This is a genomic window from Methylibium petroleiphilum PM1 (assembly GCF_000015725.1).
GTDB lineage: Bacteria > Pseudomonadota > Gammaproteobacteria > Burkholderiales > Burkholderiaceae_C > Methylibium > Methylibium petroleiphilum.
The window spans coordinates 2,638,403-2,663,308 of record NC_008825.1 but is presented as its reverse complement, the minus strand read 5'-3'; the positions used below and the strand labels follow the sequence as shown (position 1 = coordinate 2,663,308).

21 protein-coding genes are annotated in these 24,906 nt (G+C 69.5%); 5 read left to right on the top strand and 16 right to left on the bottom strand.

Annotation, left to right across the window (positions count from 1 at the left end):
* Window positions 1–38 precede the first annotated feature (38 nt).
* The 5 genes from dnaK to MPE_RS22785 form a co-directional block, all read right to left on the bottom strand.
* Window positions 39–2,000: a molecular chaperone DnaK gene (dnaK, locus tag MPE_RS12600; protein WP_011830086.1), complete on the bottom strand. Its 1,962-nt coding sequence runs from the start codon at window positions 1,998–2,000 to the stop codon at window positions 39–41.
* 76 nt (window positions 2,001–2,076) lie between these two features.
* Window positions 2,077–2,625: a nucleotide exchange factor GrpE gene (grpE, locus tag MPE_RS12595; protein WP_011830085.1), complete on the bottom strand. Its 549-nt coding sequence runs from the start codon at window positions 2,623–2,625 to the stop codon at window positions 2,077–2,079.
* 137 nt (window positions 2,626–2,762) lie between these two features.
* Window positions 2,763–3,176 (bottom strand): RNA-binding S4 domain-containing protein, encoded by a 414-nt coding sequence (locus MPE_RS12590; protein WP_011830084.1) that lies wholly within the window; start codon window positions 3,174–3,176, stop codon window positions 2,763–2,765.
* A complete protein-coding gene (gene hemH, locus MPE_RS12585; RefSeq protein WP_011830083.1) occupies window positions 3,173–4,264 on the bottom strand; it encodes a ferrochelatase in 1,092 nt (363 codons plus the stop codon). Before hemH ends, MPE_RS12590 begins: the two co-directional genes overlap by 4 nt.
* Complete coding sequence (locus MPE_RS22785; protein WP_011830082.1) at window positions 4,261–8,214, bottom strand: PAS domain S-box protein; 3,954 nt, start codon at window positions 8,212–8,214, stop codon at window positions 4,261–4,263. Before MPE_RS22785 ends, hemH begins: the two co-directional genes overlap by 4 nt.
* A 127-nt stretch (window positions 8,215–8,341) precedes the next feature.
* On the opposite strand from MPE_RS22785, the gene MPE_RS12575 reads away from it, so the two are divergent.
* Window positions 8,342–9,049 (top strand): HAD family hydrolase, encoded by a 708-nt coding sequence (locus tag MPE_RS12575; RefSeq protein ID WP_011830081.1) that lies wholly within the window; start codon window positions 8,342–8,344, stop codon window positions 9,047–9,049.
* Between the two features lie 5 nt (window positions 9,050–9,054).
* Here the strand turns inward: MPE_RS12575 and MPE_RS12570 are convergent, their stop codons facing one another.
* The 10 genes from MPE_RS12570 to MPE_RS12525 all read right to left on the bottom strand — a co-directional run bounded on the left by MPE_RS12570 (window position 9,055) and on the right by MPE_RS12525 (window position 19,392).
* Window positions 9,055–9,996 carry an adenylate/guanylate cyclase domain-containing protein gene (locus tag MPE_RS12570; protein WP_011830080.1) on the bottom strand — a complete coding sequence of 314 codons (942 nt, stop codon included), beginning with the start codon at window positions 9,994–9,996 and terminating at the stop codon, window positions 9,055–9,057.
* Window positions 9,997–10,120: 124 nt separating this feature from the next.
* Window positions 10,121–12,361 (bottom strand): RNA polymerase sigma factor RpoD, encoded by a 2,241-nt coding sequence (gene rpoD, locus MPE_RS12565; RefSeq protein WP_011830079.1) that lies wholly within the window; start codon window positions 12,359–12,361, stop codon window positions 10,121–10,123.
* A 315-nt stretch (window positions 12,362–12,676) separates the two neighbouring features.
* Window positions 12,677–14,497, bottom strand: coding sequence for a DNA primase (gene dnaG / locus MPE_RS12560; protein WP_011830078.1), 1,821 nt, complete (start codon window positions 14,495–14,497; stop codon window positions 12,677–12,679).
* A 59-nt stretch (window positions 14,498–14,556) separates the two neighbouring features.
* A complete protein-coding gene (locus MPE_RS12555) occupies window positions 14,557–15,315 on the bottom strand; it encodes a 3-hydroxyacyl-CoA dehydrogenase (protein WP_011830077.1) in 759 nt (252 codons plus the stop codon).
* A 115-nt stretch (window positions 15,316–15,430) separates the two neighbouring features.
* Window positions 15,431–16,084 (bottom strand): adenylate kinase, encoded by a 654-nt coding sequence (gene adk / locus MPE_RS12550; RefSeq protein WP_011830076.1) that lies wholly within the window; start codon window positions 16,082–16,084, stop codon window positions 15,431–15,433.
* A 134-nt stretch (window positions 16,085–16,218) separates the two neighbouring features.
* A complete protein-coding gene (gene kdsB, locus MPE_RS12545) occupies window positions 16,219–17,013 on the bottom strand; it encodes a 3-deoxy-manno-octulosonate cytidylyltransferase (protein WP_011830075.1) in 795 nt (264 codons plus the stop codon).
* Complete coding sequence (locus tag MPE_RS12540) at window positions 17,010–17,207, bottom strand: Trm112 family protein (RefSeq protein ID WP_011830074.1); 198 nt, start codon at window positions 17,205–17,207, stop codon at window positions 17,010–17,012. The genes kdsB and MPE_RS12540 overlap by 4 nt, the downstream gene beginning before the upstream one ends.
* Before the next feature lie 2 nt (window positions 17,208–17,209).
* On the bottom strand, window positions 17,210–18,286 hold the full coding sequence (gene lpxK / locus MPE_RS12535) for a tetraacyldisaccharide 4'-kinase (protein ID WP_011830073.1): 1,077 nt from the start codon (window positions 18,284–18,286) through the stop codon (window positions 17,210–17,212).
* Window positions 18,283–18,720: an ExbD/TolR family protein gene (locus MPE_RS12530; RefSeq protein ID WP_036235919.1), complete on the bottom strand. Its 438-nt coding sequence runs from the start codon at window positions 18,718–18,720 to the stop codon at window positions 18,283–18,285. Before MPE_RS12530 ends, lpxK begins: the two co-directional genes overlap by 4 nt.
* A gap of 30 nt (window positions 18,721–18,750) precedes the next feature.
* Window positions 18,751–19,392, bottom strand: coding sequence for a MotA/TolQ/ExbB proton channel family protein (locus MPE_RS12525; RefSeq protein ID WP_011830071.1), 642 nt, complete (start codon window positions 19,390–19,392; stop codon window positions 18,751–18,753).
* Between the two features lie 333 nt (window positions 19,393–19,725).
* On the opposite strand from MPE_RS12525, the gene xseA reads away from it, so the two are divergent.
* Complete coding sequence (gene xseA, locus MPE_RS12520) at window positions 19,726–21,069, top strand: exodeoxyribonuclease VII large subunit (RefSeq protein ID WP_011830070.1); 1,344 nt, start codon at window positions 19,726–19,728, stop codon at window positions 21,067–21,069.
* Window positions 21,070–21,163: 94 nt separating this feature from the next.
* Entirely contained in the window at window positions 21,164–21,745 is a 582-nt protein-coding gene (sodB, locus tag MPE_RS12515) for a superoxide dismutase [Fe] (RefSeq protein ID WP_011830069.1), read from the top strand.
* Window positions 21,746–21,805: 60 nt separating this feature from the next.
* Here the strand turns inward: sodB and MPE_RS12510 are convergent, their stop codons facing one another.
* Complete coding sequence (locus MPE_RS12510; protein WP_011830068.1) at window positions 21,806–22,273, bottom strand: DUF192 domain-containing protein; 468 nt, start codon at window positions 22,271–22,273, stop codon at window positions 21,806–21,808.
* 93 nt (window positions 22,274–22,366) lie between these two features.
* Here MPE_RS12510 and MPE_RS12505 point away from each other — a divergent pair, with 93 nt between their 5' ends.
* Both MPE_RS12505 and ccoS read left to right on the top strand, forming a co-directional pair.
* Window positions 22,367–24,664, top strand: a complete 2,298-nt coding sequence (locus MPE_RS12505) for a heavy metal translocating P-type ATPase (protein ID WP_011830067.1) — start codon at window positions 22,367–22,369, stop codon at window positions 24,662–24,664.
* On the top strand, window positions 24,654–24,884 hold the full coding sequence (ccoS, locus tag MPE_RS12500) for a cbb3-type cytochrome oxidase assembly protein CcoS (protein WP_310733857.1): 231 nt from the start codon (window positions 24,654–24,656) through the stop codon (window positions 24,882–24,884). Before MPE_RS12505 ends, ccoS begins: the two co-directional genes overlap by 11 nt.
* Window positions 24,885–24,906: the final 22 nt, after the last annotated feature.

Here is a 24,906-nt window from a genome sequence, read left to right as displayed (position 1 = left end):
GACGGCTCACGGGGGAGGCTCACCGGGGTGGGCTCGTCTTACTTCTGGTCCTTGACTTCCTTGAACTCGGCATCGACGACGTTGTCGTCGGCCGGCTTCGATGCGGTCGCCTCGGCCGCCGGTGCTTCGCCGCCGCCCGCTGCCGCACCGGCCGCGGCCTGAGCCGCCTGCATGTCGGCATAGACCTTCTCGCCGAGCTTCTGGCTCGCGGACATCAGCGCCTCGGTCTTGGCCTCGATCTCGGCCTTGTCCTCGCCCTTGAGCGCGGTCTCGGCGTCCTTCAGCGCGGACTCGATCTTCTCCTTCTCGCCGGCGTCGAGCTTGTCGCCATGCTCGGCGAGGCTCTTCTTCACGCTGTGCACCATGGCGTCGGCCTGGTTTCGCGCCTGCACGAGCTCGAGCTTCTTCTTGTCCTCGGCCGCATTGAGCTCGGCGTCCTTCACCATCTTCTGGATCTCTTCCTCGCTGAGGCCGGAGTTCGCCTTGATGGTGATCTTGTTTTCCTTGCCGGTGCCCTTGTCCTTGGCGCCGACGTGCAGGATGCCGTTGGCGTCGATGTCGAAGCTCACCTCGATCTGCGGCATGCCGCGCGGCGCCGGCGCGATGCCCTCGAGGTTGAACTCGCCCAGCATCTTGTTGCCCGAGGCCAGCTCGCGCTCGCCCTGGAACACCTTGATCGTCACCGCCGGCTGGTTGTCGTCGGCGGTGCTGAAGGTCTGCGCGAACTTGGTCGGGATGGTGGTGTTCTTCGTGATCATCTTCGTCATCACGCCGCCGAGCGTCTCGATACCGAGCGACAGCGGGGTCACGTCGAGCAGCAGCACGTCCTTGCGGTCACCGGCCAGCACCTGACCCTGGATGGCGGCACCGACTGCCACCGCCTCGTCCGGGTTCACGTCCTTGCGCGGCTCCTGGCCGAAGAACTCCTTGACCTTCTCCTGCACCTTGGGCATGCGGGTCATGCCGCCGACCAGGATCACGTCGTTGATCTGGCTGGTGGAGACCCCGGCGTCCTTGATGGCGGTGCGGCAGGGCGCGATCGTGCGTTCGATCAGTTCCTCGACCAGCGCCTCGAGCTTGGCGCGCGTGAGCTTGATGTTCAGGTGCTTCGGGCCGCTGGCATCGGCCGTCACGTAGGGCAGGTTGATGTCGGTCTGCGTGCTGTTGGAGAGCTCGATCTTGGCTTTCTCGGCTGCTTCCTTCAGCCGCTGCAGCGCGAGCACGTCCTTGCTCAGGTCGACGCCTTGCTCCTTCTTGAACTCGGCGATGATGTAGTCGATGACGCGCTGGTCGAAGTCCTCGCCGCCGAGGAAGGTGTCGCCGTTGGTCGACAGCACCTCGAACTGCATCTCGCCGTCGACATCGGCGATCTCGATGATCGAGATGTCGAAGGTGCCGCCGCCGAGGTCGTACACGGCGATCTTGCGGTCGCCGCCCTTGCCGTCGTTGTGCTTGTCCAGGCCGAAGGCCAGCGCGGCCGCGGTCGGCTCGTTGATGATGCGCTTGACGTCCAGACCGGCGATGCGGCCGGCGTCCTTGGTGGCCTGGCGCTGCGCATCATTGAAGTAGGCAGGCACGGTGATCACGGCCTCGGTCACCGTCTCGCCGAGGTAGTCCTCGGCGGTCTTCTTCATCTTGCGCAGCACCTCGGCGCTCACCTGCGGCGGCGCGAGCTTGTTGCCCCGCACCTCGACCCAGGCGTCGCCGTTTTCGGCCGCGGCGATGGTGTAGGGCATCAGGTCGATGTCCTTCTGCACTTCCTTCTCGGTGAACTTGCGGCCGATCAGGCGCTTCACCGCGTACAGCGTGTTGCGCGGGTTGGTGACGGCCTGCCGCTTGGCCGACGCGCCGACGAGCACCTCGCCGTCCTCCTGGTAGGCGATGATCGACGGCGTGGTGCGCGCACCTTCGCTGTTCTCGATCACCTTGGTGGTATTGCCTTCCATGATGGCGACGCACGAGTTGGTGGTCCCCAGGTCGATGCCGATGATCTTGGCCATGGTCAAAACTCCTTCAAGCTGAAATCTGTTGCTGGGAAGCTGTGGATAACTTCCGCTGATTCAAGAGGGTGCGGTGTTATTTCGGCGCGGCGACGGTGACGAGCGCCGGGCGCAGCACGCGGTCGGCGATCAGGTAACCCTTCTGCAGCACGGCCACCACGGTGTTGGCCTCCTGCTCGACCGGCACCATCGTGATCGCCTGGTGTTGATGGGGGTCGAACTTGGTGCCGGCGGGCGGCGAGATCTCGATCACCTTGTTGCGCTCCAGCGCGGTGGCCAGTTGGCGCAGCGTTGCATGCGTGCCCTCGCGCAACTGCTCGACGGTGGCCCCCTCGATCGCGAGGGCGGCCTCCAGGCTGTCCTTCACGGGCAGCAGGCTGTCGGCGAAGCCTTCGACCGCAAACTTTCGGGCCTTGCTCATTTCCTCTTCGGCACGGCGCCGGGTGTTCTCCGCCTCGGCCTTGGCGCGCAGGTAGGCATCGGCCATCTCGGAATGCTTGGCTTCCAGTTCGGCCAGGCGCTGCTCGGGCGTCGATGCGGCGGCGGCGTTGTTCAAGTCCGGCGTGTCTGCGGCAAAGGAGGGCTCGGGCGCGCCAGGTGCTTGATTTTCTTCAGGTTTTTCCATTTTCAGGGTGAGCTTCTGCGGGAACGGACAACAGCTTGGGCCGGAGTCCGTATTTTCAAGAGGGGCATTTTGATCTGTGGCAGGCACCAGCGGCGCCCGGTGCGGCGACGATGTCTGGGCTGCAGCCCCCGGCCGCGCTATCTGTCCAGCGCGGCGCTCCAGCGGTCCCAGTCGGCGAGCTGGCGCCGGTCGCGCTTGGTGGGGCGGCCCTGGTCGATGCTGAGGGCGGGCTCGGGCGCGGTGCGCAGCTGCTCGGCACGGGCTTCGCGTTGCGCGAGGCTGGCTGCGGTCTCCTCGTACAGGGCCTGGGCCTGGGGGGCCGGGCCGCGCACGCTGGACACGCCGCGCACGATCACCGTACGCGACAGGCCACCGTTCTGGCGCAGGTGCAGTTCGTCGCCGACCCGGACTTCGCGCGAGGCCTTGGCCGGTACGCCGTTGACCTCGATCCGGTGCTTGCCGATCTCCTCGGCGGCGAGACTGCGCGTCTTGTAGAAGCGCGCGGCCCACAGCCATTTGTCGAGGCGAACCCCCGGCCCGGTTGTGCTCATGCCTGGGCCCCCAGTTGGCGGGCCCGAAGAGCCTGGGCCTGCAGGGCCGCCGGATCCGGCGCCGTTTGGGTCGGCCAGCCTTGCAGGTGGCGGATCGCGATGTCGCTGAGCGCGGCGATCCACTCGTGCCGATCGTTCAGGCAGGGGATGTAGTGGAACGTCTCGCCACCGGCATGCAGGTAGGCCTCACGGGCTTCCTGCGCAATCTCTTCCAGCGTTTCGAGGCAGTCCGAGGTGAAGCCGGGGCAGGCCACGTCGACGCGCCGGATGCCCTGCTGCGCCAGCTGCACCAAAGTCGGCTCGGTGTAGGGCTCCAGCCACTTGGCCTTGCCGAAGCGGCTCTGGAAGGTCACCAGCACCTGCTCGGGCTTCAGTGCCAGCCGCTCGGTCAGCAACCGCGCTGTCTTCTGGCACTCGCAGTGATACGGATCACCGAGGCGCAGCGTTCGTTCGGGCACGCCGTGGAAGCTGAGCACCAGCCGCTCGGCGCGGCCGTTGCGCATCCAGTGGTCTTCGATGCAGCGACCGAGCGCAAGGATGTAGCCCGGGTCGTCGTGGTAGTGGTTGACGAAGCGCAGCTCCGGCACGCGCCGGGTGCGAGCGGCCCAGGCGTAGACGGCGTCGAACACGCTGGCGGTGGTGGCGGCGGCGTACTGCGGGTACAGCGGCAGCACGAGGATGCGTGTCGCGCCATCGGCCTTCAGCGCGTCGAGCTGGGTCGCGACCGAGGGCTGGCCATAGCGCATCGCCGCGCGCACCAGCACCGGGTGGCCGCGCTCGCCCAGATAGCCGGTGAGCAGCTTGGCCTGCTTTTCGGTCCAGACCTTCAGCGGCGAGCCCTCGGCTGTCCAGATGCTGGCGTACTTGGCGGCCGACTTGGCGGGCCGCACCCGCAGGACGACGCCGTGCAGGATCGGCAGCCACACTGCGCGCGGGATCTCGACGACGCGCGGGTCGCTCAGGAACTCGGCGAGGTAGCGGCGCAGTGCGGGGGCGCTCGGTTCGTCCGGTGTGCCCAGGTTGACCAGCAGGATCGCACAGCGTTCGGCGCCGCCGTGGCGGTGCGCGGGTTCGGGTGCGTGCTTCATGAGCGGGCGGCGATGCGCAGGGCGTCTAGGTCGTTCATCACGCGGTCGATGTCGATCGGTTTGGTCCAGTAACCGGCGAATCCGGCGTCGGTCGCGCGTTGCAGATCCTGCGGCATCGTGTCCGCGGAGCACATGAAGGCCGGCGTGCGCTCGAAGTCCGGCCGGCGGCGCAACTCGGCCAGCACGTCATAGCCCGTGGTGCTGGGCAGGTGGGCATCGAGGACCAGCACGTCGGGTTGCCATTCGTCCGCCATTGTCAGCGCTTCCGGGCCGTCCTCGGCGATTCGCAGATCGATCCCGCCGCGTAGCTTGATCGCTTCTTCGAACAGGATGGCGTTGATGCGGTTGTCCTCGACGTAGAGCATGCGCAGCGGCAGGGCGGCCGAGGGGGGCGCTGCAAGCGGTGGAGCGAGGGCCGCTGCCGCGGCATCACCCGCCGGTTCGACGGGCGCCTGCAGCGGCAGTTCAAGCCGTGCCAGCGTGCCGTGCCCCGGGCGGCTGCTCAGCGACAGGCGCCCGTTCATCTCCTCGGCGAGCCGACGCGAGATGACCAGACCGAGTCCGGTGCCCTCGATGGCCGATGTCTCACGGCCCAGTCGCTCGAACGGTTGGAACAGCCTCGCAAGGTCGTCCGCCTCCAGGCCGAAGCCTTGGTCCTCGATCAGCAGCGTGCAGCACGGGGTCGTGCCGTCGAGCACCGCCGAACAGTGCAGTTCGCCGCCCTCCCGGTTGTACTTGACGCCGTTGGACAGCAGGTTCAGCAGCACCTGCCGCAGGCGCTGCGGATCGGCCTGCACCGACAGGTCCGGTTCGATGAGGTTGCACACCGTCACGCGGCGCTGCGCCGCCTGCGGGCGGATCAACTCGAGCGCCGCGTCGACCGCTGCTCTCAGTGGCAGCGATTCGAGCCGGATCGACAGCCGGCCCTCCTCGACCTGCTGCAGGTCGAGCACATCGTTCACCAGCGCCAGCAGGTGCTCGCCTGCCTGCAGGATGTGGTCGCCGAACTGGGCGACGCGCGCGCCGCCGGGCGCGTCGTCCTTGCGCAGCAGCTGCGCGAAGCCGATCACCGCGTTCAGCGGGGTACGCATCTCGTGGCTCATGCGCGAGAGGAATGCGCTCTTGGCCTGGCTCGCCAGCTCGGCGGCGGCCTTGTCGCGCATCGCCTGTTCGGCCATCTTCTGGCGCGTGACGTCGGTGTGCGTGCCGACGATGCGCCGTGGGCTGCCGTCGGCGCGGCGCTCGACGATCTTGCCGCGCTCGTAGACCCAGATCCAGTGGCCGTCCTTGTGGCGCAGTCGGTGTTCGGTGCGGTACTCGGTGATCTCGCCGGCGCGGTAGCGCCGAATGGCGTCGATCACGCCCGGCCGGTCATCGGGGTGGATGCGGCGCGACCACTCGCGGGTCGAGGTGCCGATCTCGTCATCGCGGTAGCCGAGCATGGCCTTCCAGCGCGGCGAGTAGAAGACCAGTTGTGTATCTTCGTCATAGTCCCAGATACCGTCGCCGGCGCCTTCGAGCGCGAACTTCCAGCGCGCCTCGGCCTGGGCCAGTTCGGCCTCGGCGCCACGCTGGGCGGTGATGTCGCGGAAAGTCACCACACAGGAAAGCCGGCTGTCGTCGGGATGGGCGCGCAGCGGCTGCACGTTCAGGCGCAGCAGGCGCTCGCTGCCGTCCGGCCGTCGCAGCCGATGCACCCGGTCGAGCGCACTCCGGCCACTCAGGAGCACCTCGCGAACCGGATGCCGATCGTGCTCGACCGGGCGGCCGTCCTCCTCCAGCAGCTTGTAGCCCAGCCGCCCGAGGCGCTGGCCGGTCAGCGTCGTCGCGCGGGCCCCCAGCAGCGTACAGGCGGACGGGTTCGCGGTGACGATCCGGCGATCCGGCCCGATGACCAGCAGGCCGTCGGTGATCGACGCCGCCACCGAGCGGTAGAGCGTCTCGCTGAGCGCGAGCTGCCGCTCGGCGCGGCTGCGCTCCGTCACGTCGTGCTGCACGCCGACGTAATGGGTCACGCGGCCCAGCGTGTCACGCACCGGTGCCACGTGCAGCTCGTTGATGAAGGAGGTGCCGTCGGCGCGCTGGTTGCGCAGCGTGACGCTACACGCGCGTTCGGCGGCAAGCGCCTCGCGCAGCCGGGTCAGTCCGGGCTGGTCGCGATCGCCGGCCTGCAGAAAGCGGCAGTTGCGCCCGATCACCTGGTCGAGCGGCAGGCCGCTCAGGCGCTCGAAGGCGGTGTTGGCGTAGATCAGCGGCAGATCAGGCTGGGTGGCGTCGGCGACCACCATCGGCAAGGCAGCCTCGGCCTCGAGCGCACGCTGCATCAATTGGACATTGCGTTCCAAGTGGCGCAATTCGGTCAGATCGCGCGTCAGGTACAGCACGCGGTCGCCGCCCATCGGCGAGATGCGGGCTTCGAAGTTGCGAACCCGGCCGTCCAGCGTCGGCAGTTCGTACTCGATTCGCTGCACTTCGCCGCTGCGCAGCGCCTCGGCAATCGAGCGCATGGCCAGGCTCGCCAGCGGTTCGGGCACGGCCTCGGCAAAGTGCTTGCCGCGCAACTCCTCGAAAGGCCGAAACAGGCTCGGGTGCCGTTCGTCACTGCACTCGACGTGGCGGCCTTCGGCGTCGATCACGAACCACAGATCGGGCAGTGAACGCAGCACGGCTCCGAGCCGGGCCTGCTGCTCGGCGAGTTCGAGCTCGGTGCGGCGCCGCCGCGTGATGTCGATCGACAGGTGAATGACGCTGCCATCGGCCAGCAGCTGGTCGGTCACCAGCACGTGCTGCTGGCCAAAGCGCAGCTCGTGCTGGCGACCCTCGGCGGTCGTGAGCCCGAGCCGCCATGCGGCGAACTCGGCCTCGCGGCCGGTGGCGTCGGGATAAGCGCCGGCCCGCAGCAGCGCGTGGACGAGATCGGGCCAGTGGGACGGCCACTCTGGCAGGAAGCGCTGCATGCCGGTGCGCCAGGCAGTGTTGCTCAGCACGATGCGGCCGCGGGGGTCGCTGACCATCACGCCGGCGGCGACGCCTTCGATGGCCGCCTGTAGCAGTGCCTGGGTGCGCTGTTCCTGGGTGCGCCGGTTCAGTTCCTCGGTGATGTTGCGCGCGGCGCCGCGATAGCCCTTGAACTGTCCCGTGGCATCGAAGACCGGGTCGCCGCTGGTGGAGATCGTGATCGTGCCGTGCGCCGCGTCGCGATCGGCGACGGCGTTGCGGAAGGGCCGCTGTTGCGCCCGTGCGGCCACCAGGGCCTCCCAGGAAGCGCGGTGCTCATCGTCGCGCGCGCGGTGCATGCCCTGGCCGAACTGGCCCACCTCATGACTGGGAGGGTGGCCCGTGTGGGCTTCCACGCTGTCGGACACCCAGCTGATCGTGCCGTGCTCGTCGGTCTCCCAGAGCCAGTCGCTGCCGGCGCGGCTCGCAGCGCGCACGCGGCTTTCCTGCAGGCGCGAGCGCTGTTCCTGAAGCCGCGCCTGAAGCAAGGCACTGGTCAGCGTCGCCAGATCGCGCAGTGTGGCCAGGGCGTCGGGGGGCAGTCGCCCGGGTCGTGCGTCGATCGCACAGACGGTGCCGATCCGTTGGCCGTCGACCTGCACGGGCACCGCGGCATAGGCACGAAGGCGCGGGGCCCCGACGACGAGCGGGTTGTCGGCAAATCGTTCGTCCCGCTGCGCATCGACGATCTCCATCGCATCGTTCCCGAGGATGGTGTGCGCGCAGAAGGCGAGCTTGCGCGGCGTCTCGCGAACCTCGAGGCCGACCGACGCGGGGAACCACTGGCGGTCGGCGGCGACCAGGCTGATCGCGCCGACGGACCAGCCGCTGTGCTGCTGGGCGAGCCGCGCGATCGCTGCGAAAGCGGGGTCTACCTCGGTGTCGAGGAGGCGCAGTTCGTGCAGGACGCGCAGGCGCTCGGCATCGTCGGCGGGCGCTGGGGCCGATTTCATTCAGCGGTCGGTCACCGGTTGGAAGGGCAACGTAATGTAGCGGAGCGTCACGCCCGGAGGCGGCGATGGCCGCGGCCGGCACCATGGCGCCGTGCTTCGGTCACACTGCGTCCGGGGGCGATCTGCAATGAACCTGGACACTGGCAAGCTCCGCGCGCTGACGCTGGATCTGGACGACACGCTGTGGCCGATCTGGCCGACCATCGCTCGCGCTGAATCGGCCTTGCAGGCCTGGCTGCAGCGGCATGCTCCGCGCGTCACCGAGCGGTTCGACCTGGCCGCGATGCGGGCCGACCGCGAGGCGGTGGCGCGCGAGCGACCCGACTGGGCGCACGATCTCAGTGCCCTGCGGCGCGAGAGCATCCGGCGCCTGCTGGTCGCGGCGGGGGAGACGGAAGCCTTGCTCGACGCCGCGTTCTCGGTCTTTCTCGCCGAGCGACAGTGCGTCGATCTCTATGCCGATTCGCTGCCGGCATTGCAGCGGCTGGCTGCGCGCTGGCCGCTGTTCGCACTGAGCAATGGCAACGCCGATCTCGTGCGGATCGGGCTGCAACCCTGGTTCCGAGGCAGCCTCGCGGCGCGAGAATTCGGGGTCGGCAAGCCCGATCCTCGCATCTTCGCCGCGGCCTGCGAGCGTCTGGGTTGCGCACCGAACGAAGTGCTGCACGTCGGTGACGATCTGCGGCTCGACGTGCACGGTGCGCTCGACGCTGGCATGCAGGCCGCCTGGGTGCGCCGTGACGGTGAGGGACGAGAAGACGATGTCATCGGGGCCGGGGTGCGCTGCTGGCAGGGGCCCGATCTGCTCGCACTGGCCGACCGATTGGGGGTCTGAGGGGCTCAGTCGGTCGAGCGCGGCTCGGTGTCCTGGAAGCTCAGCACGTCGAAGTTGACGGTCGGGGCCGTCGGGTCGGTCGGTGAGGCGCCGAGGCAGATCACGCCGCGGCCGTGCAGCGTGCAGCTGCCGCGACGCAACGCGATCACCTCGTCGCGACCGGCGAAGCGGACGTAGGTGCCGTTGTAGCTGAGGTCGCTCACCTGGAAGGTGCCGCCGTGCCATTCGACGCGGGCGTGCGAGCGCGAGACGCGCGTGTCGTCGATGCAGTAGGTGGCCTGCGGGCTTCGGCCCAGCACAGCGGGCAGATCGACGCCGGCGAACACCCGCGTCACGTCCAGCCAGGCCAGGCGGATACCGTCCGGCGCCGGCATCGGCACCGAGCCCTCGAACAGCGTGGCCACGGTCTCGCCGAAGCGCCGCGCATCGAGCCGGTAGACCTGCACCGGCTCCTGCCGACCACGCAGCTGCAGCTTGCTGAGGGAGCGGAAGCGGCTACGGTGCTCGGCGTCGAGCCCGTCGAGCACCTGCTGAGTGGTGAGCGTCTCGTTGTCCCCGGCACTGTCGAGCAGGCGGGCCGCCACGTTGACGGCGTCTCCGAAGCAGTCGCCATTGAGTTCCACCACCTCGCCGTGCGCCATGGCGACCTGCAGCTTCAACGCCTGCCGGCGCGTGCCGCTCTGCGGTGCGCCGGCGACGATGCGATCCAGCGACTCGTGCATCTCGTCGGCGGCCTCGATGCCACCTTGCGGCTGCTCGAACACCGCCATCAGGCCGTCGCCCAGCGTCTTGACGACCTGGCCGCCGCAACTGCCGACGATCTGCGCCATCAGGGCGACGCTCTGCGTCACGACCGACGCCGCCTCGGCGTTGCCGAGCTTCTCGAACAGGCCGGTGCTGCCGCGCAGGTCGGCGAACAGGACGGTGCGTTGGAGCAGTGAAGTCATCAAGCCGGCGTGAGATATGTCACGCAAAGTTTATCCCGCGTGGCAAGACGCCTCCATCCCCAACAAGTCCGCCATGAAAAAAGCCCGGCACAAGGCCGGGCTTTGGGGGCGGACAGGGCCGCGCTCAGAGATTGTCCAGGTAGGTCCTCAGCTTGTCGGAACGGCTCGGGTGCTTGAGCTTGCGGATCGCCTTGGCTTCGATCTGGCGGATGCGCTCGCGCGTCACGTCGAACTGCTTGCCCACTTCCTCCAGCGTGTGGTCGGTCGACATCTCGATGCCGAAGCGCATGCGCAGCACCTTGGCCTCGCGCGGCGTCAGCGAGTCGAGGATGTCCTTCACCACGTCGCGCAGACCTGCCTGCATCGCCGCCTCGATCGGCGCGGTGTTGTTGGTGTCCTCGATGAAGTCGCCCAGGTGCGAATCGTCGTCGTCGCCGATCGGCGTCTCCATGGAGATCGGCTCCTTGGCGATCTTCATGATCTTGCGGATCTTGTCCTCGGGCATCTCCATCTTTTCGGCCAGCGTCGGGGCGTCCGGCTCGAAGCCGAACTCCTGCAGGTGCTGGCGCGACAGGCGGTTCATCTTGTTGATCGTCTCGATCATGTGCACCGGAATGCGAATGGTGCGCGCCTGGTCGGCGATCGAGCGCGTGATGGCCTGGCGGATCCACCACGTCGCGTAGGTCGAGAACTTGTAGCCGCGGCGGTATTCGAACTTGTCGACCGCCTTCATCAGGCCGATGTTGCCTTCCTGGATCAGATCGAGGAACTGCAGGCCGCGGTTGGTGTACTTCTTCGCGATCGAGATCACCAGGCGCAGGTTGGCCTCGATCATCTCCTTCTTCGCGTCTCGCGAGGCCTTCTCGCCCTGGTTCATCTTCTTGTTGATGAGCTTCAGGTCGTCGATCGGCACCACCGCACGGCTCTGCAGGTCGATCAGCTTCTGCTGCAGGTCCTGGATCGGCGGCAGGTTGCGCGCCATCACCGCGCTGTACGACTTGTTGGCTGCGATCTCCTTCTCGGCCCACTTGAGGTTCAGCGAGTTTGGCGGGAAGGTCTTGATGAAGTGGTCCTGCGGCATGCCGCACTTGTCGACCACGATCTTGCGCAGTTCGCGCTCGTAGCGGCGGATGTCGTCGACCTGCGAGCGCAGGATCTGGCACAGCCGCTCGATGGTCTTGACCGTGAAGCGCAGGCTCATGATCTCGGAACTCACGCCCATCTGCGCGCGGTTGTAGGCCGGCGACTTGTAGCCTTCCTTCTCGTAGGCCTTGCGCATGCGGTCGAAGTGCGTGCGCAGTTCGTCGAAACGCACCAGCGCCTGCGTCTTCAGTTCCTCGAGCTTCTTGGTCAGCGCCTTCGAGCCGCCGTTGCCGTCGTCGTCGTCTTCCTCGTCGAACTCGTCGAAGTCCTCTTCGGCGACGTAGTCGTCGGCCTCCTCGTTCGACACGAAGCCGTCGACCGCCTCCGAGATCTGCATCTCGCCGACGCGGATCTTGTCGGCCAGCACCAGGATCTCGGCGATCGTGGTGGGCGATTCGCTGATCGCCAGCATCATCGCCTGCAGCCCGCCCTCGATGCGTTTGGCGATCTCGATCTCACCCTCGCGCGTCAGCAGCTCGACCGTGCCCATCTCGCGCATGTACATGCGCACCGGGTCGGTGGTGCGGCCGAACTCGGAGTCGACGGTCGACAGCGCCGCCTCGGCCTCTTCCTCGGCCTCCTCATCGGTCGAGGTGGCGGTCGAGCCGCCGGCGATCAGCAGCGTGGCCGCGTCGGGTGCTTGCTCGTAGACGGCGATGCCCATGTCGTTGAGCATCGACACGATGGCCTCGAGGATCTCGGCCTCGATCAGCTTTTCGGGCAGGTGGTCGTTGATTTCCTGGTGTGTCAGGAAACCCCGGGTCTTGCCCATCTTGATGAGCGTCTTGAGCTCCTGGCGGCGCTTGGCCACCTCGTCCTCGGTCAGCGCCGTCTCATCGAGACCGAATTCGCGCATCAGCGCGCGCTCCTTGGCGCGCGAGACCTTCATGCGCAGCGGCTTGGCCTTGGGCTTGTCGCCACCGGTGTCCTCGGCGCTGGCTTCGCCTTCGAGGTCGGCCTCGATGTCGCCCAGGTCCTCGTCGAGCACCGGCAGCGCTTGCTTGGCGGCCGGCTTGCGACCCGGCTTGCCCTTGGGGGCCTCGGGCACGGCGACTTTGGCCGTCTTCCCCGCGGCTTTGGCCGGGGCGGCAGCCGCCTTGGCCTTCTTCGGGTCGATCTCGGCCTTGCCGGCCGACTTGGCTGCGGCCTTGGCGGCCGGCGCCGGCGCGGCGGTCTTCGATGGCTTGCTCGCAGGGGCGGGAGCGCTCTTCTTCGCGGTCATGCGATTCCTTGGAGGATGGGTGTCTCGGGTGCCTGAAGCCATGCGCCGCAATCCGGCCCGGCACTGCATGGCCGCGGAAGGCACCATGCAAACACAGGTCGGGCAGCCGTCGGGCCGGAGGGGGCCGTCGGGGCATCGGCGTTGGCGGGCAAGCTCGCGTGAGTGTCCTGAAGGTGCAGCCCTGGCGGGGGAAGGTGGCCTGTTGGTAACCCTTGTCGAGGGTGGCCGGGGCCCGGAGGTGCTGCGCTCACTCTTGCCGCATACGACTAGCCGACGATTATCGGCGATTCCTGGTCGGGCGTCAAAGCCGCAGGGTCAGGAACTCGCTGTGGTCTGCCCGCGCGCGAGGCGGCGCTTGATCTCGTCGGCGTTCTGGCGGGTACGACGGATCGTGTCCAGCATGTCTGCGGTCAGCGGCTCGGCAGCGGTGAGGCTTTCCAGATCGCGCTCCAACGCATCGAGGCGCACGCGGTCGGCCACCACCCGCAGCTCGGCCTCGGCGTGCTCGCCGACCTCCACCTCGTGCAGCGCCCCGATGCGCTGTGCCAGTTCGGCCAGTCCCGGGCCTTCGCCGCCGGCCTGCATCTCGGCGAGCAGGGTCTGCGGCGATAGCGGGCCCTCTTCGTGGAAGCGGCGGTCGAGCCAACGGAAGAAGCTGCCGTGGGGGTCGAGCACCTCGCACAACAGCTCGTGAGTGGCCACGTCGAGCCGGTCCCACAGGTCGCAGCGCTGCACCAGCAGCCAGGCCCCGCGGTCGAGTGAGCTGGTCGCGGCGCGCAGCGCCCGCCGGTTGGGGCGCGGCGGCGGGCGCGCGGCCTCGCGCCGCGGCGGCGCCTGGCCGCCCCAGAGCGCCTGCAGCTCCGCGGATTCGAGGGCGCCAGCCCGCGCCAGCTCGCCCAGCAGCTGGCGCCGCAGCGCGCCATCCGGCAGCGCCGACCACAGCGGCTTGGCGTTGGCAAGCATGCGCGCGCGCCCTTCGGCGCTGTCGAGATCGCAGCCCTCGCGGGCCACCTCGAGCAGCTGGCGCGACAGCGGCACCGCCTGCTCGACGCAGGCTTCGAAGGCGGCGGTGCCGTGCGCACGCACGAACGAATCAGGGTCGTGCTCTGCCGGCAGGAACAGGAACTTCATGCTGCGCGTGTCGCTGGCGTGCGGCAGCGCCGCCTCCAGAGCGCGGCCGGCGGCACGGCGGCCGGCCGCATCGCCGTCGAAGCTGAAGACGATGCGGTCGGTGAATCGCAGCAGTTTGTGCACATGCTCGGCGGTGCAGGCGGTGCCAAGCGTTGCCACGGCGTTCGGAAATCCGAGCTGGGCGAGGGCCACCACGTCCATGTAGCCCTCGACCACCAGTGCATAGCCGCGCTCGCGCAGCGCCTGGCGGGCCTCGTGCAGGCCGTAGAGTTCGCGACCCTTGACGAACACCGGGGTCTCCGGAGAGTTGAGGTACTTCGGCTCGCCGGCGTCGAGCACGCGACCGCCGAAGCCGATCACTTCGCCCTGCACCGAGCGGATCGGGAACATGATGCGGTCGCGGAAGCGGTCGTAGCGCTTCTGCTCCGGCCCTTCGTCGCCCTGCACGATCACCAGACCCGATTCGGCGAGCAACGGGTCGTCGTAGCGCGGGAACACGCTGGCGAGGCCTCGCCAGCCTTCGGGCGCGTAGCCCATGCCGAAGCGTGCCGCGATCTCGCCAGTCAGTCCGCGGCCCTTGAGATAGTTCACCGCGCGCGGGCTGCCCCTGAGCTGCTTGCGCCAGTGCTCGCCGGCCTTCGCCAGCACCTCGCTCAGCGTGGCCTGGCGCTCCTTCGCTGCCCTGGCGCGCTCGCGCTCCTCGGGCGAGCTGTCTTCCTGAGGCACGGTCATGCCCAGGCGCTGCGCGAGGTCGCGCACCGCCTCGGGGAAGTCGAGCCCGACATGCTCGGTCAGAAAGCGCAGCGCATGGCCCTGGGCACCGCAGCCGAAGCAGTGATAGAACTGCTTGGCCGGGATCACGTAGAAGCTCGGCGTCTTCTCGCCGTGGAAGGGGCACAGGCCCTTGAAGTCCTTGCCGGCGCGCTTGAGCTCGACGTGCGGACCGATGACCTCGACGATGTCGGCGCGGGCGAGCAGTTCGTCGATGAAAGCCTGGGGGATCACGCGCGAAGTCTAGGGCCTGGTCGGGCCAGCGGGCAGTTCGCGCCCGGGCGCGCTCACTTTCATTTCGGCGCCAGCCGGATCGCCCCGTCCAGGCGGATGACCTCGCCGTTGAGCATCTCGTTGGTGAGGATCTGCTGCACCAACTTGGCGTAGTCTGCGGGCGTGCCCAGACGCGAGGGGAAGGGCACACCGGCGGCCAGTGCGTCCTGCACCTCCTGCGGCATCGCGAACAGCATCGGCGTGCCGAAGATGCCCGGGGCGATCGTCATGTTGCGGATGCCGCTGCGGGCCAGGTCGCGCGCGATCGGCAGCGTCATCCCGACCACGCCACCCTTGCTGGCGGCATATGCCGCCTGGCCGATCTGGCCGTCGTAGGCCGCCACCGAGGCCGTCGAGATGATGACGCCGCGCTCGCCGGTGGCTTCGGGGGCGTTGCGGCTCATCGCCTCGGCGGCGAGCCGGATCATGTTGAACGTGCCGACCAGGTTGACCGTGACCACCTTGCTGAACACGGCCAGCGGGTGGGCGCCGTCCTTGCCCACCGTCTTGACGGCGGGCGCGATGCCGGCGCAGTTCACCAGCCCCATCAGCTTGCCCAGCGAGACCGCCTTCGCCACCACCGCCTGGCCGTCGGCCTCGTTGGCGACGTCGCACTTGACGAAGGCGCCGCCGATGTCTCGCGCCACCGCCTCACCGGCCTCGGCCTGCAGGTCGGCCACCACGACGATGCCGCCTTCGCGGGCCAGCATGCGCGCGGTGCCTTCGCCCAGGCCCGAGGCGCCGCCGGTGACGATATAGACCTTGCCTGCGATATCCATGCGGAGCTCCGGTGGTGAAGTGGAGGGAGGAAAGAAAAAGGGCCGCTGCTGCGGCCCCGGTACAAAAAGGAAAAGAGGAAGGAGGGAGAGGCCGCGAGCCGCCCGTCGACCGGCCTCAGGCCAGGGCCGCCAGAGCCCGCGTCGTGATCTCGTCGACGCTGCCGGTGCCGGCGATCTTGCGGTACTTCGGGGCTGCCGCATCGCCGGTCGCGGCCCAGGCGGCGTAGTAGTCGACCAGCGGCCGGGTCTGGCTCTGGTAGACCTGCAGACGCTTGAGCACGGTGGCTTCCTTGTCGTCGTCGCGCTGGATCAGCGGTTCGCCGGTCACGTCGTCGACGCCGGCCACCTTGGGCGGGTTGAACTTGACGTGGTAGGTGCGGCCCGAGGCCACGTGCACGCGGCGACCGCTCATGCGTTCGATGATGGCCTCGTCGGGCACGTCGATCTCCAGCACGAGGTCGAGCTTCACGCCCGCGGCCTTCATCGCGTCAGCCTGCGGGATCGTGCGCGGGAAGCCGTCGAACAGGAAGCCGTTGGCGCAGTCCGGCTGCGTGATGCGTTCCTTGACGAGGCCGATGATGATGTCGTCGCTGACGAGGCCGCCGCTGTCCATCACCTTCTTGGCCTCCAGCCCCAGCGGGGTCCCAGCCTTGACGGCGGCGCGCAGCATGTCGCCGGTCGAGATCTGCGGGATTCCGAACTTCTGGCAGATGAAGGTGGCTTGGGTGCCCTTGCCAGCGCCGGGTGCGCCCAACAGGATCAGTTTCATCGCGGGTCCTCGTGGTTTCTTGTCGGTTCGCACGCCGTGGCACCCGGAGGCGGCACGCGGCTTGTCTCGCAGCTGCTCGACCGTGAAGGAACGTTGCCTGCAGGGTCAAAATGAGAATACCACGCAGCCTTTCGTCAACCTGACTCGCGCGGCGGTTCTTGCCCCGTATCGTGGAGCAGGGCGCGCACGCGTGCCAGGTCGTCGGGCGTGTCGACGCCCGGGCCGGGACGCAGCGGACTCACGTGCACCGCGATGCGCTCGCCGTGCCAGAGCACGCGCAGCTGTTCGAGCGATTCGATCGTCTCGATCGGGCTCGGCGCCAGCTTCGGGTAGCGGCGCAGGAAGCCGGCCCGGTAGGCATACAGACCGATGTGCCGCAGCGGCGGCGGATCGCTCAGCGCTGTTGCCTGGCGCAGCCCAGCGGCGTAGCCATCGCGCCACCAGGGCATCGGCGCCCGCGAAAAGCTCAATGCCCGGCCCAGCGCGTCGCACACCACCTTCACGACGTTCGGGTTCTCGAACTCCGCCACGGTGTCGATCGCGTGGGCGGCCGTGCCCATCACGCATTCGGGGCGCTCGGCCAGCAGGCGTGCGCAGGCGTCGATCAGCGCCGGATCGATCAGCGGCTCGTCGCCCTGCACGTTGACGACGATTTCGCTGTCCGGCAGTGCGAGCAGGTCGCAGGCCTCGGCGAGGCGGTCGCTGCCGGTTGCATGGTCGCGGCGCGTCAGCAGCGCCCGCACGCCATGGCGCGCACAGGCCTCGACCGTGCGCGTGTCGTCGGCCGCCACCACCACCACCGCCGCGCCGCTGGCCAGGGCGCGCCGCGCCACGTGCACCACCATCGGCAGGCCGGCGATGTCGGCCAGGGGCTTGTCCGGCAGCCGGCTCGAACCGAGCCGCGCCGGGATCAGGACCGTGAAGCTCATTCCGACAGGGGTGCGGCCTGCGAGGGCGACTCGTCCAGTGCGCGCGCCTCCGATTCGAGCATCACCGGAATGCCGTCGCGGATCGGGAACGCCAGCCGGTCGGCCGCGCAATGCAGCTCGTGGCTGGAGTGATCGTGCGTCAGCGGGCCCTTGCAGATCGGGCACACCAGCAGGTCCATCAATCGGGTGTCCATGCTCATCCTTCGCGGCGCGGTGACAGTGGGGCCAGTGCGGTGTCGAGTGCGGCGAAGAATGCCGGCTCGGGCGAGAAGTCTAGCGGCGCGACCCAGACCCGCGTGCCGGGCCGCTCGCGTCGTACGCGGTCGACCGGGAGCTTGACGGCGTCCTTCTCGGTCACGATCACGTCGGGGGTCGCGGCCGGCCAGGGCAGGGCGTCGAACGCCGCGTGGTCGGGCAGGGCCTGCTCCTGCACGTCGAGGCCGGCGTGGCGCAGCTGTTCGAAGAAGCGCTGAGGCTGGGCGATGCCGGCGCAGGCGAGTACGGGCCTGCCGCGCAGCGAAGCGAGCGTGGCGGCGGCAGCCGGCGTGCCCTGCCACCACGCCGCGAGCGCCACGGCGCCGGTCAGCGCGCGTCGCGTCGCGTAGCCGGGCAGTGGCGTGCTGGGCCGGTCGGCGTTGTAGAGCACCAGCGCGGTCCCGGCACCGGTCGGCGTGTCGATCGGCTCGCGCAGCGGGCCCGCCGGCAGCAGCCAGCCGTTGCCGGCTCCCCGAGCATCGAACACCACGACTTCGACATCGCGCGCCAGGCGGCGGTGCTGCAAGCCGTCGTCGGCAACGATCACGTCGATCTCCGGCCGGGCCCGCAGCAGCGCGGCGGCCGCCGCCACGCGGTCGCGGCCGACCACCACCGGCGCGCCGCTGCGCAGGTGGATCAGCAGGGGTTCATCGCCCACGACGTCGGCCGGCGTGTCGGCGGCGACGGCCTGCACGCCGAGGGCAGTGCGGCCGTGTCCGCGCGACACCACGCCGGGCTGCCAGCCTTGGCGACGCAAATGGGCCAGCACGGCGATCACGGTGGGCGTCTTGCCGGCACCGCCGGCGATGCGGTTACCGATCACCACGACCGGCCGGCCGACGCGCACGCTGCGGCCGGGGGTGAGCCGATAGCGACGGTTGCGCAGCGCCACGGCCGCGCCGTACAGCGCCGCCAGTGGTCGCAGCGCCCAGGCCACCGGCCCGCGGCGCAGCCACTGCTGGGTCAGGAAGGCTTCGAGCGGTGCGCGCCGCGGCGCGCGGGGCGGGTCCGCATTCAACGCGGCTCGGCGTCGGCGCCGTTGCGGCTGCCTTGGGTCGCGAAGGTCAGCTGTTGCAACCCGGCGCGGCGGGCGGCGTCCAGCACATTGATCACGCTCTGGTGGGCCGCGCTCGCGTCGGCGGAGACGATCACCACCCGGTCGTTCTGGCCCGCGGCGGCGGCAGCCAGGGCGGCTGTCAGCGTGGCGAGGTCACGACCCGCGACCGCGTCGCGGTTGACCGTGTAGCGCCCGTCGCTCGCGACGCCGACGATGATCTCTTTCGGATAGTCGCGGGCGCGTTCCGAATCGGCCACCGGCAGGTTCACCTTCAACTCGGTGAACTTGGAATAGGTGGTCGAGAGCATCAGGAAGATCAGGATCACCAGCAGCACGTCGATGAACGGGATCAGGTTGATCTCCGGCTCCTCGCTGCGGCGGTGGCGGAAGTTCATCGCCATGGTCGTCGGGCCCGGTGCCGCTGCTCAGCTCTGGCGCGAAGTGAAGCGCAGCAGGTGCGGCATGATGCGCTCGCTGGCCTGCTCGAGATCGATCGTGTACTCGTCGACTCGCCCGCGGAAGTAGCGATAGAACATCAGCGACGGGATGGCCACCACCAGCCCGAAGGCCGTGTTGTAGAGCGCGATCGAGATGCCGTGCGCCAGTTGTTCCGGGTTGCCTCCGACGCCGGCGGTGGTGGCCGGGGCCTGCGAGCCGAAGATCTCGATCATGCCCACCACCGTGCCGAACAGCCCCAGCAGCGGCGCTGCCGAAGCGATGGTGCCCAGGGTGTTCAGGTAGCGCTCGAGACGGTGCACAGCGGCACGTCCGGCGGTCTCGAAGGCGATGCGCAGGCCGTCCTCGGTGATGCGCGGGTCGGCGATCACCGCGCGCAGGCCGCTGGCCAGCACGCTGCCCAGCACCGAGTTGGCCGACAGCTTGTTCACCACCTCGGGCGCCGGCAGGCTCTTGCTGGTGACGGAGATGACTTCATCGAGCAGTCGCTGCGGCACGACGCGCACGGTGCGCAGGCTGCTGAATCGCTCGATCACGAGCGCCAGCGCAACGATGGAACACAGGATCAGCGGCCAGATCGGCCAGCCCGCGGCTTGTATGATCGAAAACAACGAGGTTCTCCTGATTCGGGTCGCGGCGATTATGGCCCGGCCCCGGCGGTGCCTGCCGCGACAGCCCCCTCGAGTTCGCTGCCGCAATCGTCCACCGTTGTTGTGGATAACTTTGTGGGCAACCACCTTGCTCCCCGCCTCAAACGCCCGCCAGTCAAGGCCTCGAACAGATTGCTCAAACAATGAGCACAAAAAAACGCTTTGGAATCAAAGGCTTGCACAACTTTGACAGGCTCATGACGGGGTCAGTGCGGTGCGCGGCCTTATTTGGCGCGGCTGTGGAGTTCCATCCCCGCATTTCGAGGGGGCTCGGAGCGTATCGGGGCCATTGCGATGGCCCCGGCTGATCGCCCCGCGGTGCGCGGCGTGATGCCCGTGGAGGAGGGAGCGGGCCGTGCCATCGGGCCCCGGGTCTGGGAGGTCGCTGCGCTGGTGCATGCAGTCGCCGACACGCTGGCGGCGCGCTTCGCGTCCGTCGCCGTGCGCGGCGAGGTGTCCGGCTACACCCGAGCCGCCAGCGGCCATTGCTACTTCACGCTGAAGGACGCCGAAGGCACCGCCGCGCTGCGCTGTGCGATGTTCCGTCGCGCCGCGAGCCTGCTCGACTTCGCGCCCGAGGAGGGGCATCTCGTCGAGTTGCGCGGTCGTCTGGCGGTGTACGAGCCACGTGGCGAACTGCAGTTCGTCGTCGAATCGATGCAGCGTGCCGGCGCAGGCGCCCTCTACGAGCGCTTCCTGCGGCTCAAGGCCCAGCTCGAGGCCGAGGGCCTGTTCGACGCGACGCGCAAACGAACGATCGTCCGCCACCCTGCCTGCATCGGTGTGGTCACGTCGCTTGCGGCGGCGGCCCTGCACGACGTGCTGACCGCGTTGCAGCGCCGAGCGCCGCAGGTGCGCGTGATTGTCTACCCGAGCCCGGTGCAGGGCGCCGAGGCCCCGGCGGCGTTGGCCGCAGCGATCGAGACCGCCGGACGGCACGGCCGGGCCGACACGCTGATCGTCGCCCGGGGCGGTGGTTCGCTGGAAGACCTGTGGGCCTTCAACGAGGCGCTGGTGGTGCGTGCCGTCGCGGCCAGCCGCATCCCGGTGATCGCCGGCATCGGCCACGAAACCGACGTGAGCCTGGTCGACTTCGCCGCCGACCTGCGCGCACCGACGCCGACCGCGGCGGCCGAGCTGGCCGCCATGCCGCGCGAAGAGGCGCTGGCGGTGCTGCACGATCTGGCGCGGCGCGCCAGACGCGGCGTGGCGCTGCGCCTGGACGGCCAGGCGCAGCGGCTCGACCGCACCGCGCTGCGGCTCGCGCGGCCGGCCCAGGCGCTGGCGCCGCACCGCGAGCGGCTGGCGCTGCTGTCGCAACGGCAGCGAACGGCGATGCACCGCCACCTCGAACGACAGCAGCAGCGCCAGGCGGTGCTGGCCTCGCGCTGGATGCAGGCGGCGCGGCAACTGCGCCTGCGCGCCGTCCAGCGGCTCGACGTGCTGGTCGCACGCCTGGGTGCGCTCGACCCGCAGCGCGTGCTGTCGCGCGGCTATGCGTGGCTCGGTGACGCCGAGGGACGGGCGCTCACATCGGTGAACCAGCTGCAGCCAGGGCAGACCGTGAAAGCCCGGCTGGCCGACGGCCGCATCGAGGCGCAGGTGATCGGCATCGAACCCGACAAGCCCCGACGCTGATGCAGGCATGCGCCGCGCAGGCGGCCGGCCTGCGGGTGCTGCCTACAATGCCCCTCTCATCCCCCAGGCTCAAGACCAAGGAAGGACAGACCTCATGGAACACACCCTGCCGCCGCTGCCGTATGCGATGGACGCCCTCGCGCCGCACCTCTCGAAGGAGACCTTCGAGTTCCACTACGGCAAGCACCACCAAGCCTACGTGACCAATCTCAACAACCTGATCAAGGGCACCGAGTTCGAGTCGCTGAGCCTGGAAGACATCGTCAAGAAGTCCAGCGGTGGCGTGTTCAACAACGCAGCCCAGATCTGGAACCACACCTTCTTCTGGAACAGCATGAAGCCGCAGGGCGGCGGTGCGCCGAGCGGCGCGCTGGCGGCCGCCATCGACGCCAAGTGGGGCAGCCTGGCCGCCTTCAAGGAAGCCTTCGCGAAGAGTGCCGTCGGCAACTTCGGCTCCGGTTGGACCTGGCTCGTGAAGAAGGCGGACGGCTCGGTGGACATCGTCAACACCGGCAACGCCGCCACCCCGCTGACCACCGCCGACAAGGCGCTGCTGACGGTCGACGTGTGGGAGCATGCCTATTACATCGACTTCCGCAATGCGCGCCCGAAGTTCGTCGAGACCTTCCTCAATTCGCTCGTGAACTGGGACTTCGCAGCGAAGAACTTCGCCTGAGTCCCGCCTCGGCGCGATCCCGGGCCGGCCCAGTGCCGGCCTTTTTCATGCCGTGGGCGTCTAGGGTTTGAAGGCGTCGCCGCTGAGCCGGCTGCCCGGCTTGAGCCCGCGTTTGGCGAACCAGCCCTGGTTCATCTCGAGCACCAGCCGCACCGGCTTCGTCGAGCACTTCGAATCCAGCGTCTGCGGCGGCATGTCGACGATCTGCGTGATGGTGCCGTCGTCGGCCAGGTAGGCGATCGACAGCGGGAGCAGCGTGTTCTTCATCCAGAAGCACTGCGTCGCGGCCTCGTCGAACACGAACAGCATGCCGTCGTTCGGGGGCATCGTCGGCCGGTTCATCAGGCCGATCGCGCGCTGCTCGGGCGTGCGCGCCACCTCGGCCTGGATGTTGTGGATGCCCGCATTGAGACGCACCGAGGGCAGCTTCTGCGGGCCCGACTGCGCCGGTGCGGTCGCCGCCAGCAGCGAAAGCAGCGCGGGAACGACGAGACGGAGGTGACGGCGAGGTGCGGGCTTGATCTGCATCAGTTCGACGGGGAGAGTTCGGTCCTAGAGTAACGCACGGGGCCGTCCGCAGCCGACCGCAGGCTGACGCCTGCCGCGCTCCGTCGACGCCCCATGCCTGCCACCACCCTGACACTTGCCGCCCCTGCGCTGGCCCTGCCGCCGACCGAACTGTCGGGGCGGCAGCGCGTTGCGCTGGACGACGACACGGCGCTGGCCGCCTGCACGACGTGGCAGGAGGCTGCCGACGGCCGGCGCGAGGCCCGCACCCGGCTGGTCCTGCAGGGGCTGCACTGCGCGGCCTGCGCGGGACTCATCGAGGCGGCACTGGAGCGGGTCGATGGGGTGCGTGCGGCACGGGTGAACGGCGCGTCCGAGCGGGCCGAGGTCGACTGGGACCCCGCCCGCACCCGCGCCTCGGCCCTGATCGAGGCCGTGCAGCGGGCCGGCTACCAGGCCTACCTGGCCGATGCCGAGGACGCCCTGCGGGCCCGACAGGCCGAATCGCGCCAGGCGCTGTGGCGGCTGTTCGTCGCGGCCTTCTGCATGATGCAGGTGATGATGGCCGCGGCGCCCGGCTACTTCGCGGCGCCGGGCGATATCGCGCCCGATCTCGCCGCGCTGCTGCGCTGGTCGGCCTGGGTGCTGACGCTGCCGGTGCTGCTGTTCTCGGCGCGGCCCTTCTTCAGCGGTGCCTGGCAATCGCTGCGCCAGCGGCGCATCGGCATGGACGTGCCGGTGGCGCTCGGCATCGCGGTCACCTTCGTGGCCAGCAGCGCTGCGAGCTTCGACCCTGGCGGGATCTTCGGTCACGAGGTCTATTTCGACTCGCTGACGATGTTCGTCTGCTTCCTGCTGGCCGGCCGCTGGCTCGAGGCGCGCTCGCGCGAGCGCAGCACGCGCTCGCTCGACGCGCTGCTGCGCCGCCTGCCCGACAGCGTCGAGCGACTCGCCGCCGACGGCAGCGTGGCCTGGGTGCCGGCGGCGCGGTTGGCCGCGGGCGACCGGGTCCGCGTTGCGGTGGGGCAGGCCTTCCCGGCCGACGGCTGCCTGATCGAGGGCCGGACGCAGGCCGACGAATCGCTGCTGACGGGCGAGTCGCGGCCGCTGGTGCGCGGCGTCGGCGACGCGGTGATCGCCGGCAGCCTGAACCTCGGCGCGCCGGTGCTGATGCGGGTCACACAGGTCGGCCATGGCACCCGCCATCAACAGATCGTGGCGCTGATGCAGCGAGCGCTGACCGAGCGGCCGTCGACGGTGCGCTGGGCCGACCGCGTGGCCGCGCCGTTCGTGGGCGGCGTGCTGCTGCTGGCGGCGGCGGCCTTCGGTGTGTGGATGCACGTCGACCCGTCGCGTGCCGTGTGGGTGGCGGTGTCCATCCTGATCGTCACCTGCCCCTGCGCGCTGTCGCTGGCTGCCCCGTCGGCGCTGATCGCGGCCACCGGCGCGCTGGCGCGTCGCGGCGTGCTGGTGCAGCGCCTCGACGCGCTCGAGACGCTGGCGCAGATCGACGTCGCCTGCTTCGACAAGACCGGCACGCTGACCGAAGACCGGCTTGCGCTCGCGCAGGTGGTGTGGCCGGACGGTGACGACCTGCAGGCCTGGCAGCGGCGTGCGGCGGCGTTGGCCGCCCACTCCCGTCATCCGCTCTCACAGGCGCTGGTGCGCGCGACGCCCTCCGAGGACGCCGCGTCCTGGCCTTGGCACGGTGCGCGCGAGCAGGCCGGGCAGGGCCTCGAGGCGCTCGATGCCGACGGCCGGCGCTGGCGGCTCGGGTCGGCGGCCTGGGTCGGCGTCGTGCCGCCCACCGATCTTGCGCGGCCGGCGGTGTGGCTGGCGCCGCAGGACGGGACAGCGGCCCCGCCGCACGCGCGCTTCGAGTTCGACGAGGTGCTGCGCCCCGATACGGCCGGCCTGCTGCAATCGCTGCGCGAGCAAGGCATCAGGTTGCGCCTGCTCTCGGGCGATCGCGCGGGGGCCGTGCAGGCGGTGGCCCAGCGTCTGGGCCTCGCGGATGCACGGCACGACGCGACGCCGCAGGACAAGCTGGCCAGCCTGCGCGCACTGCAGCGCCAGGGGCACCGCGTCCTGATGGTGGGCGACGGCCTGAACGACGGCCCGGTGCTGGCCCAGGCCGACGTGTCCGTCGCGCTCGGCCACGGCGCGGCGCTCGCGCAGCAGCGCGCCGACATCGTGGTGCTGGGCAGCCGGCTCGGTGAGATTGCCCATGCGCGTGGCGTCGCACGTCGCTGTGCCGCCGTCGTGCGCCAGAACCTGGCCTGGGCGGCAGGCTACAACGCGGTCTGCGTGCCGCTGGCCCTGCTGGGCTGGCTGCCGCCGTGGGCTGCTGGGCTGGGCATGGCGCTCAGTTCGCTCGTCGTGGTCGGCAACGCGCTGCGCCTTGCGCGCTGAACACGAAGGGACGGCGGACCGGATGGACAGCCTTTACCTGCTTTTGCCGATTTCGGTGCTGCTTGCGCTGGTCGTGCTCGGTGTCTTCGCCTGGGCGGTGCACCACGGCCAGTTCGACGACCTCGAGCGCGAGGCCACCCGGGTGCTGGAAGAGCCCGGCGCCTGCGGCGCGCCCGCCACGGCGGCCGACCCGAACGCGCACGCATCGACCGAAGCTTGACCGGCGTCAAGCCGCATCAAGG

Coding starts and splice junctions, on each gene's coding strand:
- MPE_RS12590 (WP_011830084.1), bottom strand. CDS start 3,176: ATGAGCACAACCGGGCCGGGGGTTCGCCTCGACAAATGGCTGTGGGCC.
- dnaK (WP_011830086.1), bottom strand. CDS start 2,000: ATGGCCAAGATCATCGGCATCGACCTGGGGACCACCAACTCGTGCGTC.
- MPE_RS12510 (WP_011830068.1), bottom strand. CDS start 22,273: ATGCAGATCAAGCCCGCACCTCGCCGTCACCTCCGTCTCGTCGTTCCC.
- MPE_RS12505 (WP_011830067.1), top strand. CDS start 22,367: ATGCCTGCCACCACCCTGACACTTGCCGCCCCTGCGCTGGCCCTGCCG.
- rpoD (WP_011830079.1), bottom strand. CDS start 12,361: ATGACCGCGAAGAAGAGCGCTCCCGCCCCTGCGAGCAAGCCATCGAAG.
- MPE_RS12570 (WP_011830080.1), bottom strand. CDS start 9,996: ATGACTTCACTGCTCCAACGCACCGTCCTGTTCGCCGACCTGCGCGGC.
- grpE (WP_011830085.1), bottom strand. CDS start 2,625: ATGGAAAAACCTGAAGAAAATCAAGCACCTGGCGCGCCCGAGCCCTCC.
- MPE_RS12575 (WP_011830081.1), top strand. CDS start 8,342: ATGAACCTGGACACTGGCAAGCTCCGCGCGCTGACGCTGGATCTGGAC.
- MPE_RS12540 (WP_011830074.1), bottom strand. CDS start 17,207: ATGGACACCCGATTGATGGACCTGCTGGTGTGCCCGATCTGCAAGGGC.
- sodB (WP_011830069.1), top strand. CDS start 21,164: ATGGAACACACCCTGCCGCCGCTGCCGTATGCGATGGACGCCCTCGCG.
- kdsB (WP_011830075.1), bottom strand. CDS start 17,013: ATGAGCTTCACGGTCCTGATCCCGGCGCGGCTCGGTTCGAGCCGGCTG.
- MPE_RS12555 (WP_011830077.1), bottom strand. CDS start 15,315: ATGGATATCGCAGGCAAGGTCTATATCGTCACCGGCGGCGCCTCGGGC.
- adk (WP_011830076.1), bottom strand. CDS start 16,084: ATGAAACTGATCCTGTTGGGCGCACCCGGCGCTGGCAAGGGCACCCAA.
- MPE_RS22785 (WP_011830082.1), bottom strand. CDS start 8,214: ATGAAATCGGCCCCAGCGCCCGCCGACGATGCCGAGCGCCTGCGCGTC.
- xseA (WP_011830070.1), top strand. CDS start 19,726: ATGGCCCCGGCTGATCGCCCCGCGGTGCGCGGCGTGATGCCCGTGGAG.
- hemH (WP_011830083.1), bottom strand. CDS start 4,264: ATGAAGCACGCACCCGAACCCGCGCACCGCCACGGCGGCGCCGAACGC.
- MPE_RS12530 (WP_036235919.1), bottom strand. CDS start 18,720: ATGAACTTCCGCCACCGCCGCAGCGAGGAGCCGGAGATCAACCTGATC.